Consider the following 19,245-nt stretch of genomic DNA (forward strand, 5'->3'; position numbering starts at 1 on the left):
CGCAGATCGATGAGGCTCATGTCCACGCCGTCCAGCAAAATGCGCCCGCTCGTCGGCCGGTGAAATCCCGTGATCAGGCCGGCCAGCGTGGACTTGCCGGAGCCGCTGGGACCAATCAGGCCGATGGTTTCACCCGCGGCGACCCGAAACGTGAGGTGCTGCAATGCCGGCGGCGCATCGCCGTCGTCGCTCGCGTAGCGGAAGCTGACCGCTTCAAAGACAAACTCGCCCCGCACCGGTTGAACGCATCGTTTGCCGCGATTTTCTTCAATGTCCGGACAGGCGAGGACTTCGCCAATGCTGCGCAGTCCATCGAAGCCGCGCGTGATGAGCGGCAGCATGGCATTCAACTGCATGACCGCCGCCATGATCGCGTTGAAGTATCCCGCCAGCAGAACCAGGTCGCCCGGCGTCAGCGGCAGGAGTCCGCGATAACTCAGCAATGCCGCCGCGCTCAGGCCGGCGAGATTGAACAGCATCAAAACCGCCCAGCCGGTGGCCCCGAACGTGCCCGCCACAAAGTCAAACGCACGGGCGGCGCTGCGGACGCTGGCAAACCGGTTCTCCAGGCGCGCCACCTCTTCTGCCTCCGCGGCGTGGGCGCGGGTGATGGGAATCATGCTGATCATCCCCAGCACGAGCGAGTTCATGCCCTCGATTTCCCGGCGCAGGTTCTCGTTGTGCTGCTGCAGGCGCCCCGCCAGGCAATGGCGCACAAGCCAGATCAGCGGCACGAAGAACAGGAACACCGGCAGAAACGCCGGCACGCGCCACGCCGTGACGCCCAGCGCCACCAGAATCGTTACCGCCGCAAAGAAGCCAACGTCCACAATCTGGCGGCTCAACATCTCAACGGACTCCACGTCGCGTGTGACCTTCGTCTGCAAAGCGCCGGTGCTGGCCCGGCTGTGGTAACTGATTGAAAGCATCTGCAACCGCCGCACCAGCGCCGAGCGCAACCGGACCTCCATGTTGCGGATGCCCCGGCTCAGGCAATGGACATACGCGGCCGCACTCGGAATGTTCTGGGCAATCGCCACCGCACCGACGGCGGCGTTGAGCCAGAGCGAGCGCAGTCCGCCGGCGCGTTGCCGGGCGATGAGGTCAATGATGTTTGCCGTAATGACGGGCAGAATCCAAACGGGGCTGGCCTTTAACACATAGGAAACCAACGCCAGCAACATCCAGCGGCGCTCAGGGCGATAAAGCTGATACAGCGTCCACCACGGACGCCGGTCATCAAACCGCATGTCCACCGGATCGGGTTCCATGGGCGAATTCAAGAGGTGCGGCCCGCGGCCGCCTGACGGGCCTTTCGCCGGCCATGGGAAAACAACAGCCACCCCACGCCAAACATCATCCCGCCACAGAAAAGAAATGCGAGCCGGCCGCTGAACGGGTTCGGGATGGCCATGAGCAGCAGAATGAAGCCGCCATACACCAGGCACAGTGCGCCGAGCAGTTTGTAAATCGCCGTCTGCACGCCTTCAACACCGTGCTTGTCCACCGGCGTCGCCAGATTCGTGAAGAAGTGCTCAATCCTTTCCTGCTCCGGCACCGGCGCGGACTTGTAGAACAGGCTCGTGAAGAAATACCACGCCGAGCCGATGATGACTGTGCCGCCGAGCGTGGTGACAGCGAGCTTGAGGTAGGTGGTCTCATCGCCATTGAGTCCGCGCAGCCATTGCAAGGCATTGGCAATCCGAGGCGAATCCATCACGCCGAGCACAGATGCAGCCGATGCGAAGTGCTGAAAGTCATGTGAAGGATTATTCGGGTCTAAAAGCCAGGAGAAGGCATACGACACCAGTCCCGCGACGAGCCCCGTGCTCCACGCCGACCAACCCGGAGTGCGTTTGCAAAAGAGCCCGTAAATCAGCGGCAGGGCCAGCGGCATGAGCAAATTGGCCGCGAGCTGGTTCACAAAGTCAAACAGGTTCGTCTCGCGGAAGCGATTCACGGTCAGGGCCAGCACGATGATGATGACGCCAAACAGCAGTGTGCAGAGTTTGCCCGCCACAAGGAGGTGCTTTTCGGAGGCATTCGGACGAAATATCGGCTTGTAAAGACTGCGGATGGCGATGCCGACATTTTTGTTCAGACCGGCATCCATGCTGGTCACCGTGGCGCCGAGCATCGCGGACAGCAGCAGGCCGAGCAGCCCCTGGGGCATCACATCCATGGAGACCGCGACAAACGCCGCTTCGTGTGGCTGCTTGAGCGCCGGGAAGTCTGCCGCGAGATTGGGATGCATGATGGTGGCGGCCATCGACGGAATGAACCAGATGAGCGGCCCCAGCAGCGTGCCAATCAATGGAATCAACACCATGCGCCGCGCGTCGCGGTCGCTGCGCGTCATCAGATACATCGTCGCGCGTTCCATGTTGTTTTCGTCGGAAAATTTCAACCACATCGTGGCCACAACCCAGATCACGATCAGTTCGGGCCGGGCCAGTTCGGTCCAGCGGAAATGCGCGGATGGCACTCTGGCCACCAGGCCGCTCAGCCCGCCAATCTCCGGCCGCACCAGCACCATGATTGCCGTGCAAAGCGTGACCGTCACAATCAGGAACGCCTGCACGAAGTCGCTCGCCAGCACCGCCCACGAACCGCCCGCGAACGCCACCAGCGTCACGACCAGGCCCAGCACGATGAGGATCAGGTTCATCTCCTGCCCAACGAGCGCGGCCAGTGGAACGGCAAGAAAATGCGGCAAGGCGCCCGCCAGCTGCACCAGCCACCCGGACAATTCATGCAGCTGCACCTCAAACACGGACGCCATGAACACGCCGATGGCATTCAAACCGACGCCAGCGAACAACAGCAACAGCGGCAGTTTGATCCAGGTGTAGAACTGCTCGTTGAACGGCCCGTAACGCAACCGCACGCCTTCCATCCACGTGATCACCCGCATGCGCCGGAACCGCACACACGTCACGGTGATGGCGACGAACAGGCCCAGGATCGTGGCGTAAAAAACACACAGCACGAGCGGCCCCGTTTCATAAACCTTTCCGGCCGCGCCCGTGAACGTCCAGGCGCTGAAACTGAAAATCCACGCTGAGGCACCCGTCAACCACCAGGGCATCGCACCACCGGCCCGGAAATAATCCGACGTGTCCCTGCTCATGCGCCGGAACACGACGCCAATGACCAGCATGAAGACGAGGTAGAAACCGATGATGACGTAGTCAAACGGAGAGATGCCACCCCGCATCCCCGCGGCCGGAGCGCCCGCCACCGCCGGGGCCACTTCCGCGCCGACGGCGGAGAACCCGGTCAACGCCCCAACTCCCAGGCCCAAAAGCAGCAGGGCTCGCACGGTCTGAATCAGCTTCACAGGCATTCGGTAAATGGGCATACCGCCAACCGCAAGGCACAAACCGCTTTCCCAGTTAAACTGTGTCCTTTTGGTTTCGAGTGGTTTGGCGTTTCCGCGGCCGCGACCTAATCGTGCGGCCGGGTGATTCGGATCACTTGCTGGCGGGCGTCATAAGGCACCTCGCACGCGGCGCCGTTGACAATCACCCGTTCTGGCCGGCTCGCCGCGCGCAGCCGCACATCCATGGTTGGCTGGCCTTGCAGCAGGACATTCAATGTGCCCTGCCGGTCTCCGGCCGTGAGAAAGACTTTCGACAGCGAATCCAGCACCACCTTGTCATCGCGCCGCAGGTAACTGCCCTGGGCGATAAAGCAGCGTGAAACCGCATCTGGATCACCCTGGTCACTGTCGCCGGCAAACGTCAGCGCGGTGAGGCAGGCATCCGTCTCCCAACCGTTGACCTTGAGATTCGCGTTGCGGTGCATGATGCGGCCATCGGCCTGCAGGTTCAGATACACGTCGGTTGTGGTGCCTGCCTGTCGAACCCGCACGCCGATGTAGTTTTCCCCGGTCAACCGCTCCAACTGCGGCAGGTGGTTCTGGTTGGTTGCATTCACCAGCAGAATGGCGGTGATGAATTTCGTGCGGCGGGTCTGCTCTGACGGCGCGAACGCAAAGTAGGTGACTTTGGCATCGGGGTCGTGATCCTTGAGGCCGGTCTTTTCGACGAGCCGCATGTCCTCGGGGTAATCCGATGGCAGACCGGCATTCGGAAACGGTCGCGGAAACAGCGGGCGCACCCGCACCTGCGCCGTCCGCTTCGTGACCGTCAAATCCAGTCCGTCCCGCTTTGCCTCGCCATCCACGTGCAGCAGCCACTCGAATTTTCCGGGTTCGAAGGTCTTTAAATCATCAATGATCAGAATCACATCGCCCAGCCAGAGAAAATGACGGTAATTGCGGATGAACAAATGGGATGTCGGCCCGGTGGCATCGGCCAGAACATATTTCAAATCCCCTGCGTCCATCAGGTGCGACACGGTGCCGGGGAACTTCGAGCCGAAATAGGTGTCCTCCGGATTTTCCGCCATGCCGTCGAACAACACGACGTTGTGGGCCCGGCTTTGGCGGTAGTATTCGTCGTATTCAGGGCGGCTGTAGCTGCAATTCCCCGAATCAATCAGCAAATTTTCGCCATCGTGAAACAGGATGAATGAGCCCGCATCGGCATGGGAATGGTTCCAAGTCATGCCGGATTTCACCGCCAGCAGCGTGGCGTTCTTGTTCCACGAGGACCGCAGCGTGGCCCAGCCCATGTCGCCATAAAGGTTCGACGGTGGCAGGCCGGGCGCGGCCGGCTTTGTGGCCATTTCCGCCTCACCGGGGAAATACACCAGGCCGAAGGGCGACGTGCGGTCCAGCCCTTCGCGATACTGTGCGGTGCGGAGCTGATTCAAATACCATAGCAAGCGTGGCTGGTGAAAACCATTCGCCCAGAGCAGCGCCACGGGCCGGCTGCCATCGGCATATAGATTGCCGTCCCCGAAGTTCAGCGACATCACCTTGTCGTCGGCGGGATACGAGGTGTTGATGAAGAAATCACCAATCCGGTCCAGCATCGGAATCTCCGGCGGCGCGGGCGCCGCGAGCGCATGATTCCAAGCCAGGCGGAAGAACAGATACTGCGACAGCGCAAAGGAGGCGTAGTTCACACTCTCGTAAAAGCCGCCCTGCGGGTCAAAGGTGCGCGGCTTGTTGTCAAGCCGGCTGCCCGCGAAATCGAACCACTCGACCGAGCCGCCCGAGATGCGCGCCAGCCAGTCCTGCGCCCGCGGCTCCTCGTCCATGACCGCCAGTGCCGCAATGCCGGCATCAAAAACACAGGCGCTCCACCAGTTGTGCCCCATCGAATCGAGCGCGTGAATGCGGGTTTCGCCCAGCATCCAGTCATCCAATGTGGGCAACACTCCAAGGTCAACGATGCCCTTGGCGATGGCCTTGCGTTCGTCCGGCGAAAGCGCGTCATAAATCGCATCAAAGGCGACAGCGGTTTCAAAGCAACTGTGCGCCGTGCCCAGACCGGCGTGCCACGATGGATCACGCCGAAGCAGCACGGGATCGCCCCAATTGGGCTGGGTGCACTCGCGGCTCAAAACAGCGCGCGCCTTCAGGGCAAAGCGCTTGTCGCCCGTCATGCGGTAGGCAAGACCAAGTTCCTCCAGCGAATCCAGTCCCGGGTTCCCCCGCTCCAGATCTTTGGTCGCGCGAACCAGCAGATTCGACCACGCGCGGGCACTCGATGGCTCGCTGGCAATTCGCTCCCTCAGCCGGGTCATTTGCTCCGGCGTGAAGAACAAGCGTGGATGTTCGCCACGCACGACCAGGGGTTGAACGGCTGCTGAAAGCCCCGCCGCCAGGAAGGCAACGCCCGTCAGAATAATAAAAACTGCTTTCGTATTCATGCCTCAGAGCCCGGCCGGTAATAAAAATAGTCAAAATCCGCCACGGCACGCGTGCCGCCGACATCCTGGGCGCAAACGCCTATCATGGCACCCGTGAAACGCAGCGTGCCGCCGTAGTCGTCTGAGAGTTTGGACGCATCGAGCACCGGACCGATGTTGCACCACGACCGGCCATCCGACGACGCACTGAACTGGAGCCGTTCGCAGTCGAAGCGGGCGCGCAGGAAGACCTGTTTCCAGTCGTTGATGGCAACTTGACTGTCCAGCAGTTCATCGTAAACGCCGTCATCGGTCAGCACGATGCCGAGCACTTTGCCGAGTTTTTCATCATGTGTGACGCGCAGATAAAAATGCTGCCGCGTGTCGTAGTAGCCGATCAGCCCCGCCATCTGCGTGAAGTGCGTGGGAGCGAACTCCAGACACGTTTCGACCGTGAATTGAAAGTGTTGAACGCGCCGCGCGATCAAACTTTGCGTGAACAGCGAATGCATCGAATCACGCCCGCGCAACCGGAGCCAGCCGGGCCGTTCGGTGAGAGAAAGCCACGATTCATCCGGCGGCACCCGCAACGAACTCCAGCGCAGATCAAGCATCTCCGAGCTGAAGTCATCATGCCACGAGGCGCCGTCGTCCGAGCCGGCCGCCAAATCATTCCGGGCGGATGGAATTCCCGACGAGACTCCCAAAGCAACCTTCGGCGCCGGCCATGTTTCCTGCGGCCTTGTCTCGCCCGTCGCCAGACGCAGCCAGCCATCGCGCCATTCCACGCGCTGGAGGCAGGTTTCGCGCCCCAGCATGCAGCGATGGCCCGCATGCGCCTCCGCCGAAGCCGTTTTGTCCGGCGAAGCGAGGTTTTTGCCCGCCTTGGTCCTGATGGGCCGGCTGGCCAGGTGCGCGAGATACCATTCACCCGCGGGCGTCTCAACGAGTTCCCCGTGCCCGGCCTTTTGGAGCATGAGCATCGCGTCCTCGCGCGATGTCAGCACGCTTGGCTGCGGATCCAGTTCGTAAGGCCCGAGAAGGTCCCGTGCGCGCGCCATCGAGATGCCGTGATTCCAGCCGGTGCCCCCCTCGGCGAGCATCAGATAATACCAGCCGTCGTGTTTATAAAGGTTCGGTCCCTCGGTGAGGATGTTTGGTTTCTCCAGAATCTTGGTCTGCGGTCCGGCCAGCTTGCGTGCGGTGGCGTCGTATTCCTGAATCACGATGCCCGCGAAGCGATGACGGCCCTTGCGGAAATCCCATTCCATGTTCACGAGCCACTTGCGGCCATCGTCATCATGAAACAGCGACGGATCGAAGCCAATGGAGTTCAGCTCCACCGGCTCGCTCCACGGTCCACAAACATTTCGGGCCGTCGTGAGGAAAATCCCGATGTCCTTGAATGGCCTGCCCATCCCGGTCTGCCGGATGTTTGTGTAAACGAGCCAGAATTGCCCGTCCGCATGGCTCAACGACGGCGCCCAAACGCCCGCCGAATCCGCGACGCCGCGCAAATCGAGCTGCGACGTCCGGGTCAATGCATGTCCGATGAGCTGCCAGTTGGCGAGATCGCGCGAGTGATGAATCGGCACTCCCGGAAACCACTCGAAGGTTGAGTTGGCGATGTAGTAATCCTCACCCACCCGGCAGAGGCTTGGATCAGGATGAAAGCCCGGCAGAATGGGATTCCGAATCGCAGGCATCGTTATCGCGTGTGGACCAAATTCTAGCCGACTCCGGAGGAGGGCCAAAGCGGTTTCGCTTTCGGCAAAAACCCGCAAAGCCCTTTACCACCATCCCTCGAACTGGAACAAAGCCCGGGACAGCGCCTCCATGAGGAAATAGTCGCCCCAGCTCGAGTAGGCGACCCGATTGCCGTAGGCACTCCGCAACACACCGCGGCATCGTTCGTCGGCATTCAGGTAGTCCGGGCCACAAATGCGGTTTAACAGGGCATGCAGGGCCTGCTGGATCGCCGCGTCGGCTGCCCCTTGTATCCGCAATTCCTGAAAGCCACAGACGGCCACGGCGGCCGCCGAGGCGTCCCGGACCCGTTCGGCGCCAGCCGGCAGCCGGAAGTCCCAGACCGGCACCACTTCAGCGTCGAGCTGGGCAATGAATTTGCGCGCCAGCCGCAACGCGGCCTCGAGATACTTCGGATCGCCGGTGTGGCGATGACTGAGCGCAAATCCATAAATGGCCCACGTCACCCCGCGCGCCCAAAAGGAATCGACGGAATGACCGCAGTAGTTGTCACCCCCGACTGGCCGGCCGGTTTGCAAATCAAAGCGAAAGGCGTGATACACCGAACCATCAGGCCGAATGAAGCATTTCAAGGTGGTATCAGCCTGCCGCACGGCGGCGTCGTAATACTTGGAGCGTCCGGATTCACGCGCGGCCCAGTAGAACAACGGCAGGTTCATCATGCAGTCGATGATGGCCAGGTTGTCCTGCTCGGCGGTGTCCAGGCGGCCCCAGGCGCGGATGAAATTGCCAGTCTGGTTGAAACGCTGGTAGAGCGCCTCAGCCGCGGCCAAACCCACTTCCCGATGTGCCGGGTCGCCGGTCAACTTGTGGAGCGCCACCGAATAGAGCGTGTAAAGGAATCCGGCATCGTGATGCATGTCGAGGAAGCGCTCCGTCGCCTTCTCGCGATACAGCGGCGCCAGACGCAGGGTATGGTTCAGGAAGTATTCGTCCTTGGTCTGCCGCCAGGCGAGCAACGCCATGCCCGTGAAGAAGGATGACGTCCAGTTGCCGATATCAAAGAAACCTTCGGTGAAGGTCTCGTAACGCCCGTCCTCGGCCCACGCCCAGGTTTTCGGCGCATCCGCCAGATCCGCAATGTTGCGGCGCGTCTTGCGCACACACACCTCAAAAGCGTGCCGCAACGTTTCCTGCGCCAACGGCAGCGGCTGCACCGCCGGCGTGCCCGTAATTGTTCCTTCACACATGGTCTTTGCGCAAATCTCCCAACCTCGCGGTGATTGATTTGCGACAACGAATAAACACAATTCGCCACGCTTGCGACAGCATCGCCGTGTTTACACCGTTAAGTCGGAACTTCCATCGGCGGCCAACGCCTCACGTCGGGCGAGGAAAGCAGCAAACTTCAACCGCGCGCCGTTTTCCGGGGCAGAGATTTGCCGTCCTGCCAGAGGCTTTCCACCAGAATGCGGCAGGGCGCGGGCGGCTCACCGCGCTCGTTGACGTTGACCAGGCCGACCAGCATCTCCACCGCGGTGCGGCCAATGGCTTCGCCATTTTGGTTGATGCCGGCGTCCACCGGAATGTCGCTGATGGAAGTGCCGGCCACGGCAATGTCCTCGGGAATCCGGTAGCCCAGTTCACGGATGAACGCAGGAATCAGAATGTCCGTCGTCAGCACGGCATCCGGCTTCGCCTTCACCAGCCAACGTCGCAGCGCATCCTTCACTTTCCCCGGCTGCCGGTGATACGCCTCCTCCTCCGTGATGAGCAGCGACTTTACACTGCGCAATTTCAACAACTGCTGGGCCGCGTAAAAGCCGCCCGTGTAATTGCCGCCAATGTTCCGGTCAAGATGGTCGCCCACCACCATGCCGATGCGTTGATAGCCATAGCTGCTGATTTTCTTCAACGCCATCACCGTGGCGCGCTGCTGGTCGGATGTCACCAAATGCGAATCGGGGCTCGGCACCGACAGGCCGAAGCGAATGATGGAAAACTTGCTCCAGTCGAAGCCGCCCCAATCGGGCACGGAAGGATGCGGTGGAATCAGGACGCCGCGCACGCCGCGGGTGAGCAGGATGCGCTCGAAGCGCTCGGCCGTGATGTCCGCCGTCCAGCGGATTTCCTCCAGCCGATAGCCAAATCGTTCCGCCGCCGCCGAAGCGCCCCGCCAGTAGGCATCAAACTCGCGATGCTCGGCCCGGAGCCGATCCGGCTGGTCCCAGTGATTCAACCAGACCAGTGAACTCTGCACCCGCACTGGCCGCTTGCTGTGGCGATACACCACCAACGACGACAACAGGGGGTCCGGCCGGTAGCCCATCTGATCGGCCACCTTTTTGATTTGCTCGCGGCGCGGCGCCGGAATGGACGGATGATTCCGGAGTGCGAGTGAAATTGTGACATGGGACACACCGACCCGGGCCGCCACGTCGCGCAACGTGACCCGCCCAGGCTGTCGGACGGCGGCACCGGATTTGTTTGAATCCCGTTCCATGGGTGATGCGGCCGGAGCTTGGCGCGAAGCGGCCCACCGCTTCAAGGGCAAACGCGCTCGACGGCACTCAACCAATGGGCTGCATCACCCCAGACCGCTCATCATGCAACAGTCTTAGATCCAATCCATCCAGCACCAGCACCCCCTGCAACGAGGAGATCAAATCAGGTTTGCTCCACGACCAAACAATGTCCCCCGCAGGATTGAACTCGAGCAACTGCACACCCGAATGGCCGTAGCCGGGACCGTGGCCCTGCCAGTTCGCAAGCACCACATCGCCATTGGGCAGCAGTTGAAACATGGCGTAGAAGAATGGACGCACTTGATCCGGGACCTGATCCTTGCCGCCGAACTGGCGGAGGATTTTCCCGTTCGTGTCCAGTTCCACCACAAACGCGCCGTAACCCGCCGTCACGAGCAGGTTCCCGTTCGGGACTCGCAGCGCCTTCCACGCGTGGTAAAAGCCCTCAACTGGAAATTCCCGCAGATATTTGCCGTCGGGCGTCCCCTCCCGGATCCGGTCGTTGCAGGACATCAGATACGTCCCCTGCCCTGTCTGCCGTATGAGGCGCACATAGTCGCCGGGGAAAACCGCACGCCGCACCTCGCGGTCGCTGGCATCGAGTTCCAACACCACGACGCCTTTGGTCCCGGCCATGTCCAAACCAGCCATTAGCGTATGCCCGTTGGGCTGGCGTCGCACCGCCGTCACACCGGCGAGGTCCGCAAACTCTTTCACCACCCGCGCCCGCGCGATGTCAAATTCTGTGTAGCCGTGGTAATGCCCGATCAAAACCCGGCCATCACCAGTCAGCTGCATGTCGCGCGCCTGGGGATGCCCGATAGGCACGAGCCAATTCTTTGACGCATCGCGTTCGTTTATGTGCAACAGGGACGCGTGGCCTTCGTCGATGGCGAGGAATTCGTGCTGAATGCATGCCGCGTTCGCTTCGTTCATGAGGAGTTGCATCTATTCCGGTTACAGCCCGATGGCTTCGCCATCGCCATCGAGCGATGACAGCAGCATGTCACAAACGGTCACCGTGCGAGCTGTCGCGCTCACATGGGTGCACGTTTGGATGACGCCATCGTCGGCGACAATGTGCGAACGGAACCAATGATCAACCGGCAGCGCCCTCCAGACTTCAGCTAAGTTCAAATCCGCCAGCGCCGCCCGGAACCGGGAATGTTCCACGATGAAAATATCCTCCACGTTGTGCGGGGCGACCACCACGCCCCGCATGCGCGCACACGAAAGTAGAATCCACAGCCAGACACGGGTGGAATCGTTCTTCTTTCCGCCGCGCTCCGCCACAGACCGTTGCCATTCGGCAGCGTCCACTGGCGTGACAATCATCGCAGCCAAAGTTGCGAGAGCCAACAGGTGCAAGAGTTTCATTGTGTCGGCAGCTTGGGTTTCAAATGTTCAGCGGGGCGCGGCGTTTCCGCGCCTTGCTCCATCCGTTTCAGCTCATTTCGTCAATCGAAAGGTTTGGACCACAGGAACCGCTGACTGCAAACGCGGTGGAATTGTCCGTCCATATTGCCACGCCACGACGGCAACCTGAACCGGCCACCGCGTGCGGGGTGGCAGCGCAATGAACCGCAGGGTGTTTCCGTCCACCTCTGCGGGCCCTTCGCGGACATAATAATAGACCGGCACACCCGCATCCGAAGTGGCGTTGAGTTTGAGTTGCTTCGTCCCCGCCGGCTGGTCCGGAACCGGCGGGAAGTTGAGATGTTGTTCCGCCCCTTCCGTGAGTCGCAGGGGGATGGTCAACAACCCTTGCTGCACGGCGCTCTTGTAATGCGCATCGCCGGGGTGACTGGCCAGCAGCCAGATGTCGCCCGCCCGCCGGTCCGCCGCCATGCTCGAGTGGTTGAAGCGAATGGCAAACGTATCGGGCGTCAGTTGCTGCACCGGTCCGGAAATCCGCGAGAGCACAACCGGGCCGCCCTTGGTGGCGTGCCCCAGCGGCGCTCCATTGGTCAGACCGGTCCATTTGGCCGGATTATTGCCCGGCGGCACCGCCTCGAGAAAAGCGCCCCGTAGTTGGAAAGTGAGTGCATCACCCAAGGGCGGTAGCTTGAGAAAAACCTGCGCATGCGTGTTCGGTGTCTGGGGAACCACCCTGCCAGCCTGCACAAAGCCGACTAATTGAGGCCGTTTGCCATGCTGGGGATTGAAGCGCTCCGTTGCGCGCGCCATTTCGCGGTCAAAGCACCAGAACGCCTCTTGGCGGTCGCCGTCATACGCTGCAAAAGGTGATGCGGGGGCGCGTGGCGCTTCATGTGGCCGCCAGCGGTCCACCAACCAGCCACGCTGTGGATCGACGGGCCTCAATGGGACCAGCCCTGCCGGCGGCATCTCACCTGGCAATCGCTGCTCAGCAGCCTTGCGAATGAACATCGCGAGAAAGCGCACCAGTTGCCCGGAATAATCAAAATGTCCATGTCCCTCGTCACCCAACAGCGCCACCGGCGCGTCCGGATGCTTCGCCCGAAAGGCCATGGCCGGGGTCAGCCGGTCTTCCCACCACTCGTATTCCCCCATCACCATCAGCCCTGGAATGCCATCAATACGACGGCTCCCCCAATCCACGTTCGGTCGTCCATTGCCAACAAGCGTGGTTTGCGGTGCGTCGCCGTGAACCGACAGAATGGCCAGCGTGCGCTCCGGGTTCCACGCCGCAAAATTCCAGGGAAAACTGGCCATGGCGGAATGTCCAACGACAACGACGGGTGCATCCGCCAGTTCGCCATAGCCTGATTCGGCGGCCAAGGCCTGCAACAAGGCGGCAAACTTGACGTTGGTTTCGGCGTTGTTGGTCGCGTTCTGCCAGGTGTCGAACGTCGGAGCGATGTAAAGTTCGGCCATCCCCAACTCAGTGAGCGTGCTGCGGAAAGTGGGGTGCTCCAGAATCCCTTCCTCGATCATGTTGTTCTGACCGAACACAACCGCCCGCACGCGCCGGCAGTTCGGCGGGATCCAGAGAAACGCCCGCGGATGGGCTGCGCCATTTCCCAACGTGACGGCGGTCACTTCCTGCGACCATTGCCAATCCGCGGCCAGCGTCGAAAACACGGCTGCGGCGCCCAGCCACAGAATCACCAGCCGATGCGTTAATTTCTTCATTTTGCCGGATCGCGTAACGCGGCGATCGTCTTGTCGGTGAGGGGCAGCATGCGCATCAACTACGCTGACCAGACGGCCGCGGCAACGCTGAAAGGACTTTCCCTGTAAACTCGCAGTGCGATTCGGCGTCCGGCCGCCGGCAGATCGACGACCATGGCCGAATCATGCAGTTGAATGCAGGGGCGGAACCGGCCAGGTCGACCGTCCCACCCAGACCGACCGCATGGTTCCGCTTAGGCACGCGGGCGGGAGAATGCAGGCGCTGGCCGGCCGGCTTCTATTCTTTGGGCTGGGCACCCTGCCGGCCGAGGAATTTCATGACCGCCTCGTGGCGCGAGTGCACCTGGAGCTTGTTGTAAATGTGCTGCAAATGGGAGCGCACGGTGTCGAGGCTGATGCCCATGTGTTCGGCGATCTCCTTGTAAAGATTGCCCTTCGCAAGCTGGGAAAGAATCTCCGTCTCGCGTTTCGTGAGCGCTTCCATTTCTGCGGATGCTTCCGCGGCACCGAGATGGCGCTGGTGAAAGAACAGCACCACCTTGCGGGCAATCTCCGGCGACATCGGCGACCCGCCCTTGAAGACGTCATGAATCGCGCTGACAATCTCCGACGGCCGTGCCCGCTTGAGCAGATAGCCCGTCGCTCCCGCCTGGAGGGAGTTGAAAATCTGCTCGCTGTCCTCATAGACCGTCATCATGACCAGATGCAGCTTCGGATGACGGATCTTGAGTTCGCCCACCAGCTCGATGCCGCTGCGCCCGGGAAGATTGATGTCCACCAAGGCGACATCGACCGCCTCACCCCGGAAGTTCTTCAGGGCCGCCTCCGCACAATCAAACTGCGCCACGCAGCGCAGGCCGGGGGCGTTCTCCAGAATTTCCACGAGCGCATCACGCACCGGGGCGTCGTCTTCGACAATGGCTACTCGGATTGGCATGGCTCAGGTCAGGCGGAGGATGAGGACGGCGCGATGGCCGGCCCGCGGGTTTTCGGGTCGTGGTTGGGAACCACCGGCAGTTTGACGTGCAGGCAGACCTTCGTGCCGTGACCGGGCAGGGATTCCACGCGACACCCACCACCGATGGCGGCGAGACGGGCGTTCAGGTTCGCGACCCCGTTGCCGCTGGCCGAGGTGGTCTCGATCACGAAGCCACGTCCGTTGTCCTCAATGATGATTTCGAGATCCCCAGCGGTTACGTTGAGCTTCAGCCAGACCTCGGTGGCTTGGGCGTGCTTGGAGACATTGTTCAGGGCTTCCTTGCAGGCGAGGAAAAGGTGGTGGCGAAAGTGGGTGGGCAGCGGAAGGTCCGGAATCATCAGGGGCAGATTCTGCCGGCAGCGCGTGCTCGAAGGGCGGAAAAATTCGTTGGCGTAGTGGCTGAGGTAATCAACAAAATCGGGCAGCGAGTCCTTGCGCGGGTTCACCGCCCAGACGATTTCGTCCAGTGAACGGATCGCCGCCCGCGAACTGTCGGCCAGCCGGACCAGGCGTTCGCCCGCCTTGCCCGATTTGGCCGCATCGCCAACTTCGTCGGCCACCATTTCGCTGAGGAAGGCCATCTGGGTCAGCCGGGCGCCAAGGTCGTCATGAATGTCGCGGGCAATGCGCATCCGTTCCTGTTCCACGGCGCGCGCCTGCTCCAGGGTTCTTAGTTTGCGGCGCATCTTCTGCACGTAACGATAGCGGACGCCGCTGGCCACCAGGCCGCCGAACACCAGCAGAGCCGCGGCGCGGAACCACGCGGTCTGCCAGCAGGCGGGCGTGACCTCGAAGGGAATGGAAACGGGCCCCTCGTTCCAGATCCCCTCCCGGTTGCAGGCTGTGAATCGGAAGACATATTTTCCCGGGGCCAGCCGCGGATAGGAGGCGCTGCGCGCCGGGCCGTCTTCAATCCAGTCCGCCTCCAGCCCCACGAGTTGATGCCGGAAGTGAACCTGCTCCGGGGCGTTGAAACTGGGCGCGGTGAATTTGAAATCCAGTTTGCGGTAGCCGTAGGCAAATTTCAGGTTGAAGCGATTCGTCACCGCCTGGTCGTCCAGCAGGATCTTTTCCAGCACGGGCATCGGGGGAGGCGTATTCGTCGGAATGACCGCGGGATTCACAACCACGGCGCCCTTGCTGGTGGCAAACCAGATGGCGCCCGAACGAGTCTGCCACACCGAGGGTTGGTAGCCGCCGATGCACTCCATGTTCGCCAGGCCGTCGTCCTTGCCATAACGGATGGCGCGGAAGCGTGCCTGCCGGCCGTCGGCAAACTCCTCCAAATCGCGCTGGCTCACGCGGACAATTCCCCGGTCCGAACTTAACCAGAAGAACCCCAGGCCATCGTCCACGATGCTGGAAATGGCGTCGTCAGCCAGCCCGTGTCGCATGTCGGCAAAGACGAACCGGCCCTGGCGCAACCGTCCCAGGCCGCCGCCCAATGTGCCAATCCACAAATCTCCATTGGGCGTGAAATGCAGCGCTCCGATGGAAGCGCCCGGCAAACCGTCCGCCGTCCCATAATGAGTGAAGCGTGTGCCATCGTAACACCACAGTTCACCGCCGATGGTTCCCAGCCACAAGTTGCCGCGCGCATCGTCGGCCATGGACCAGATGGCATCATGGGGCAGGCCCTGATCAGCAAACTGTTGCGGGGGCGTGAACGCCCCTTCGGACAGCCGGGCCAGGCCGTCGGGCAGACAGCCCACCCACAGGCGACCCTGCGCATCCTGATGCAGGGTTCGGATCTGCCGGTTCCGAAATTCCCGCGAATTGCCCACCCGCACGGGCATGCCCGCCTCAACGGAATAGAGTCCCCAGCCGACGGTGCCAACCCAGACCCCGCCGCCCGGCTTGGGCAGCACGCAGGTCGTGCCAATGTTCGTAAAGCCGGCCACGCTCTCCAAGCCACCGGCCGCCGTCCATTTCAGCAACGCGGGTCCCTGGCCAGACAACCAGATGTCTCCGTTCGCGGCCTCGCACACGGAGCGCAAAACGGATTGGGGCAGCCCCTCCCGCACCGTCAACGTGTGAAATATTCTCGGCTGCAAACGACTCACCCCACCCCCCTCCGTCCCCACCCAAAGGTTGAGCTCGGCATCCTCGAAAATCGACTGGATCCGGTGCGACGAACTGAACTCCAGGATGAACTGCTGACCCGACCGGCGAAACAGGTCACCGTGCGGCGTGCCGATCCAGAGGGTGCCCGCGTGGTCCTCGAACAGCGTCGGCTGGTCGTTCGGCTTGACGGGTGAGCGGAAGGTTTCAACGGGCTGATTGGATTCCGGGGAAGGCAGCTTTTCCAACGCAGAGCCGGCGCTCACCCACAGGCCACCGCGACGGCCCGGGCACAGGACCACGGCGGCACCAGGGATTACCGCAACGTTGGTGGCCGCGCCTTCCGCCAACTGGCCATACGCATTGCCCTGCGCGAACCAGAGCGTTCCCTGGACGTCCCGCACCAGTTGAATGGCGCCGGAGATTCGCTCGCCCCGAAACAGCGCGACGGGATGCACCCGGTCCTCCGCATCCACCCACGAAAGACTGCCATCCTGGCAACCCACCCAGACCGTTCCGCGCAGGTCCTCGCAGAGGGTGCTGACCGTCGGATGCGGCAGGCCGTTGCGACTGTCGATGACCGTGAAGCCGTTGCCATCATACCGGATGATCCCGGCCGTGCCGGTGCCAATCCACAAGCGCCCGTGCAGATCAGTGTAAAGCACGCGGCTCCGCGCCCGGGTGAAACCGGCATAAAAGTCGCCCTCCATGCGCGTGAACGTGACGCCGTCGAAGCGAACCACCCCAAAGGGCGTTCCGAGCCACAAATAACCATCCGGCGTCTGGTTGATGGAGATGACCGTGTTGCGCGGGAGGCCATCATCAGTCTGCCACGTCCGGGCCCAATATCCGGCGTCGTCCAGCACGCCGTCGCTGCCCGGACTGCTGAACGCGCCCGGCCCCAGCAGCCATCCGAACGCAAGAATGGCCGCCCAGCAACGCGTGCGGTTGAAAGCGGGGTGAGGCAACGGAACAAGATTCGATGAAGCGCGCACAGCCGTCAATCCATGAAGCCACCCGACGTGCCTGCGGATTGCCTGTTCAGTTTGGCGGACGCGACAAAATCATGGGGCGAACCCGGCGCGCACCGCCTTCGTCCAGCCGGCGCGCCGCAGTCACTGGCTTTTGTCCTTGAGATAGAAGGCGATGTTTTTCTGCTCGGCAATGTAATGCTCCACATTTGTTTTGGTGAGGGCGCGGGAGTCAGTGAAGATCTTCTTCCCGGACAATTGCGCATGGTCGCCCCGCAGATACTTTTCCATGTGGGTGATGGTTTGCTTGCCAATCTGGAAGGGCTTTTGCGTGATGGTGCCGTAAATGTCGCCCGCCACGATGCCCGCCAGGGTGTCCGTGTTGTCGTCAAAGCAGACAATCTTCACCTGGCCGGTCTTACCCGCATCATGCAGCGCCGTGCGCAGGGCGGGCCCGTGATAGCCCGAGATGCCGACCACGCCTGCCAAGTCCGGATGTTTCGCCAGTGCCGTGCGCACGTTGTTGCCGGTCACGGAACCTTTCTGGCCGTCTTCCAGCGTTTCCACAATTTCAACCTTGGAGCCGGCGAGACCGGCCTTGATGCCTTGCAGACGGTCCCGGGTGTTTTGCGCATTGGCGTAGCCGACGAACAGGACAACTTTGCCGCCGGCGGGCAGCGCTTCCTTGATCAATTCGGCGGCCTGGGCGCCCGCCGCCACGTTGTCGGTGCCAATGTAACCGAGGCGTTTGCTTTGCGCGGCGTCGCTGTCCGCGCAGACCAGCAGGGTCCGGCCGGCCACGCGGTTGAGAAAATCCAGCTGCTTGTCCGCGTCAATCGGGCTGATCGCGATTCCGTCCACGCCGGCGGCAAGGAGATTGGACACAATTTGCTGCTGCGCCTCGACCGTTGTTTCGGACGGATAGCGGAAGTCCACGTCCACGTCGCCGAGCTGTTGGGCGGCGATGTCGCAACCGAGGTTCACCACGGCCCAGTATTCGCCGGGAGAGTTCGCCACGAAGGCCAGGTGCCATCGCTTCGGCGCCGCGCCTTCCGCCGACGGACCGTCTTTCCCGCTGCAGCCGGCGAGCACTGCCGCGAGGCACAGGGCCGGCATGAGTTGAAACAGTTGTTTTGTGATGTTGCGCGAGTGGAGCGTATTCATGGCTGATCAAGGTTGCGGCCCGCGAACTGGAAATACGGTTCAAGTCCGCGGACCGTGGTGGGATTCATCGTTCACAAGGTAGGCTGCATTGTCGCATCAAAAAATCACATCATGATGTGATAGCGAGCGGGCGCGGACGGGCGATAGATTGTCATCGTGAAACCCTCCATCCCATCGCCCCAAAACGCCATGCCCGCGCGCGCGGCCTTCACGTTAATTGAGTTGCTGGTGGTCATCGCCATCATCGCCATCCTGGCGGCCATGCTGTTGCCGGCCTTGTCCAAGGCCAAAGCCAAGGCGTATAATATCCAATGCGTCTCCAACCTGAAGCAGGTCATGCTGGGCATCACGCTGTTTGCCGCGGACAATGATGACCGGCTGCCGTTCAACACCGATCAAAACGGCAACCCCAACGGCCTGCCCTTGGGCCTCAACACGCGGAGCTCGTGGGCCGACGTCTATCCGACCCGGCCGGAGCTGGGCTTCCACATCGCGCCCTATCTGGCCAACGCCAAGACGCTGGCCAGCGCGGGCACGTCCGAAAGCAAGGTGCTGGTTTGTCCGGCGTTTGTCCGCAACCCGCAGTATGCCGCGCGGGCGCCGCAGGCGGGGGACATCAATCAGATGCGCCGCATGTATCGGCAGCGAGCTTACGTGGAGGGCGCCACGCTCTGGGCTTACTCGTCGCCCAAAATTGGCAACATTGCCCAGCCCTCCAGCAATGGGGCCATCGTGGACTCCGACCGGGAGTTGCCGGGCGGTGCTCCCGCCACCATGGGCGACGCGTGGGACCAGTTGCCGGACGATCCGGCTCACGGCAAGACCCGCAATTACGCCTTCTTTGACAACCACGTGGCAACCTACTCGGCCACGACCAACCGTCACGCGGAGACGATGACCACCGGCAAACAACCTTACGGCTGGTTCACCACCACCCGCTGAAACGCTTCACACGTCGTCA

The 19,245-nt window shown here is 61.9% G+C and carries 13 protein-coding genes; 1 reads left to right on the forward strand and 12 read right to left on the reverse strand.

Features of this window, described 5'->3' with window-relative positions; all coding sequences use genetic code 11:
* The 12 genes from VFV96_12465 to VFV96_12520 form a co-directional block, all read right to left on the reverse strand.
* A partial coding sequence (locus VFV96_12465; protein ID HEU5071211.1) for an ABC transporter ATP-binding protein occupies positions 1-1,271 on the reverse strand: 1,271 nt, incomplete at its 3' end.
* Positions 1,272-1,279: 8 nt separating this feature from the next.
* Positions 1,280-3,346: a hypothetical protein gene (locus VFV96_12470; GenBank protein ID HEU5071212.1), complete on the reverse strand. Its 2,067-nt coding sequence runs from the start codon at positions 3,344-3,346 to the stop codon at positions 1,280-1,282.
* A gap of 101 nt (positions 3,347-3,447) precedes the next feature.
* The gene (locus tag VFV96_12475; protein HEU5071213.1) at positions 3,448-5,784 is read right to left on the reverse strand and encodes a heparinase II/III family protein; all 2,337 of its coding nucleotides are present in this window, start codon (positions 5,782-5,784) and stop codon (positions 3,448-3,450) included.
* Positions 5,781-7,469, reverse strand: coding sequence for a glycoside hydrolase family 43 protein (locus VFV96_12480; GenBank protein ID HEU5071214.1), 1,689 nt, complete (start codon positions 7,467-7,469; stop codon positions 5,781-5,783). The genes VFV96_12475 and VFV96_12480 overlap by 4 nt, the downstream gene beginning before the upstream one ends.
* 84 nt (positions 7,470-7,553) lie before the next feature.
* A complete protein-coding gene (locus tag VFV96_12485; protein ID HEU5071215.1) occupies positions 7,554-8,720 on the reverse strand; it encodes a glycoside hydrolase family 88 protein in 1,167 nt (388 codons plus the stop codon).
* A gap of 158 nt (positions 8,721-8,878) precedes the next feature.
* Complete coding sequence (locus VFV96_12490; GenBank protein HEU5071216.1) at positions 8,879-9,973, reverse strand: LacI family DNA-binding transcriptional regulator; 1,095 nt, start codon at positions 9,971-9,973, stop codon at positions 8,879-8,881.
* A 67-nt stretch (positions 9,974-10,040) separates the two neighbouring features.
* On the reverse strand, positions 10,041-10,931 hold the full coding sequence (locus tag VFV96_12495; protein ID HEU5071217.1) for a hypothetical protein: 891 nt from the start codon (positions 10,929-10,931) through the stop codon (positions 10,041-10,043).
* Between the two features lie 21 nt (positions 10,932-10,952).
* Positions 10,953-11,330 carry a hypothetical protein gene (locus VFV96_12500; GenBank protein ID HEU5071218.1) on the reverse strand — a complete coding sequence of 126 codons (378 nt, stop codon included), beginning with the start codon at positions 11,328-11,330 and terminating at the stop codon, positions 10,953-10,955.
* A 114-nt stretch (positions 11,331-11,444) separates the two neighbouring features.
* Positions 11,445-13,109, reverse strand: coding sequence for a hypothetical protein (locus tag VFV96_12505; GenBank protein HEU5071219.1), 1,665 nt, complete (start codon positions 13,107-13,109; stop codon positions 11,445-11,447).
* 277 nt (positions 13,110-13,386) lie between these two features.
* On the reverse strand, positions 13,387-14,046 hold the full coding sequence (locus VFV96_12510; GenBank protein HEU5071220.1) for a response regulator transcription factor: 660 nt from the start codon (positions 14,044-14,046) through the stop codon (positions 13,387-13,389).
* Positions 14,047-14,054: 8 nt separating this feature from the next.
* A complete protein-coding gene (locus tag VFV96_12515) occupies positions 14,055-17,117 on the reverse strand; it encodes a two-component regulator propeller domain-containing protein (protein ID HEU5071221.1) in 3,063 nt (1,020 codons plus the stop codon).
* Positions 17,118-17,264: 147 nt separating this feature from the next.
* Positions 17,265-18,284 (reverse strand): substrate-binding domain-containing protein, encoded by a 1,020-nt coding sequence (locus tag VFV96_12520; GenBank protein ID HEU5071222.1) that lies wholly within the window; start codon positions 18,282-18,284, stop codon positions 17,265-17,267.
* A 156-nt stretch (positions 18,285-18,440) separates the two neighbouring features.
* On the opposite strand from VFV96_12520, the gene VFV96_12525 reads away from it, so the two are divergent.
* Entirely contained in the window at positions 18,441-19,226 is a 786-nt protein-coding gene (locus VFV96_12525; GenBank protein HEU5071223.1) for a prepilin-type N-terminal cleavage/methylation domain-containing protein, read from the forward strand.
* Positions 19,227-19,245 lie beyond the last annotated feature (19 nt).

The organism is Verrucomicrobiia bacterium, assembly GCA_035765895.1.
In the GTDB taxonomy this organism is placed as follows: Bacteria; Verrucomicrobiota; Verrucomicrobiia; order Limisphaerales; family DSYF01; genus DSYF01.

Bases quoted from the DNA above. Each gene is read 5' to 3' on its own strand.
- VFV96_12470 (HEU5071212.1), bottom strand. From the start codon at position 3,346: ATGCCTGTGAAGCTGATTCAGACCGTGCGAGCCCTGCTGCTTTTGGGC.
- VFV96_12475 (HEU5071213.1), bottom strand. From the start codon at position 5,784: ATGAATACGAAAGCAGTTTTTATTATTCTGACGGGCGTTGCCTTCCTG.
- VFV96_12480 (HEU5071214.1), bottom strand. From the start codon at position 7,469: ATGCCTGCGATTCGGAATCCCATTCTGCCGGGCTTTCATCCTGATCCA.
- VFV96_12485 (HEU5071215.1), bottom strand. From the start codon at position 8,720: ATGTGTGAAGGAACAATTACGGGCACGCCGGCGGTGCAGCCGCTGCCG.
- VFV96_12490 (HEU5071216.1), bottom strand. From the start codon at position 9,973: ATGGAACGGGATTCAAACAAATCCGGTGCCGCCGTCCGACAGCCTGGG.
- VFV96_12495 (HEU5071217.1), bottom strand. From the start codon at position 10,931: ATGAACGAAGCGAACGCGGCATGCATTCAGCACGAATTCCTCGCCATC.
- VFV96_12500 (HEU5071218.1), bottom strand. From the start codon at position 11,330: ATGATTGTCACGCCAGTGGACGCTGCCGAATGGCAACGGTCTGTGGCG.
- VFV96_12505 (HEU5071219.1), bottom strand. From the start codon at position 13,109: ATGAAGAAATTAACGCATCGGCTGGTGATTCTGTGGCTGGGCGCCGCA.
- VFV96_12510 (HEU5071220.1), bottom strand. From the start codon at position 14,046: ATGCCAATCCGAGTAGCCATTGTCGAAGACGACGCCCCGGTGCGTGAT.
- VFV96_12520 (HEU5071222.1), bottom strand. From the start codon at position 18,284: ATGAATACGCTCCACTCGCGCAACATCACAAAACAACTGTTTCAACTC.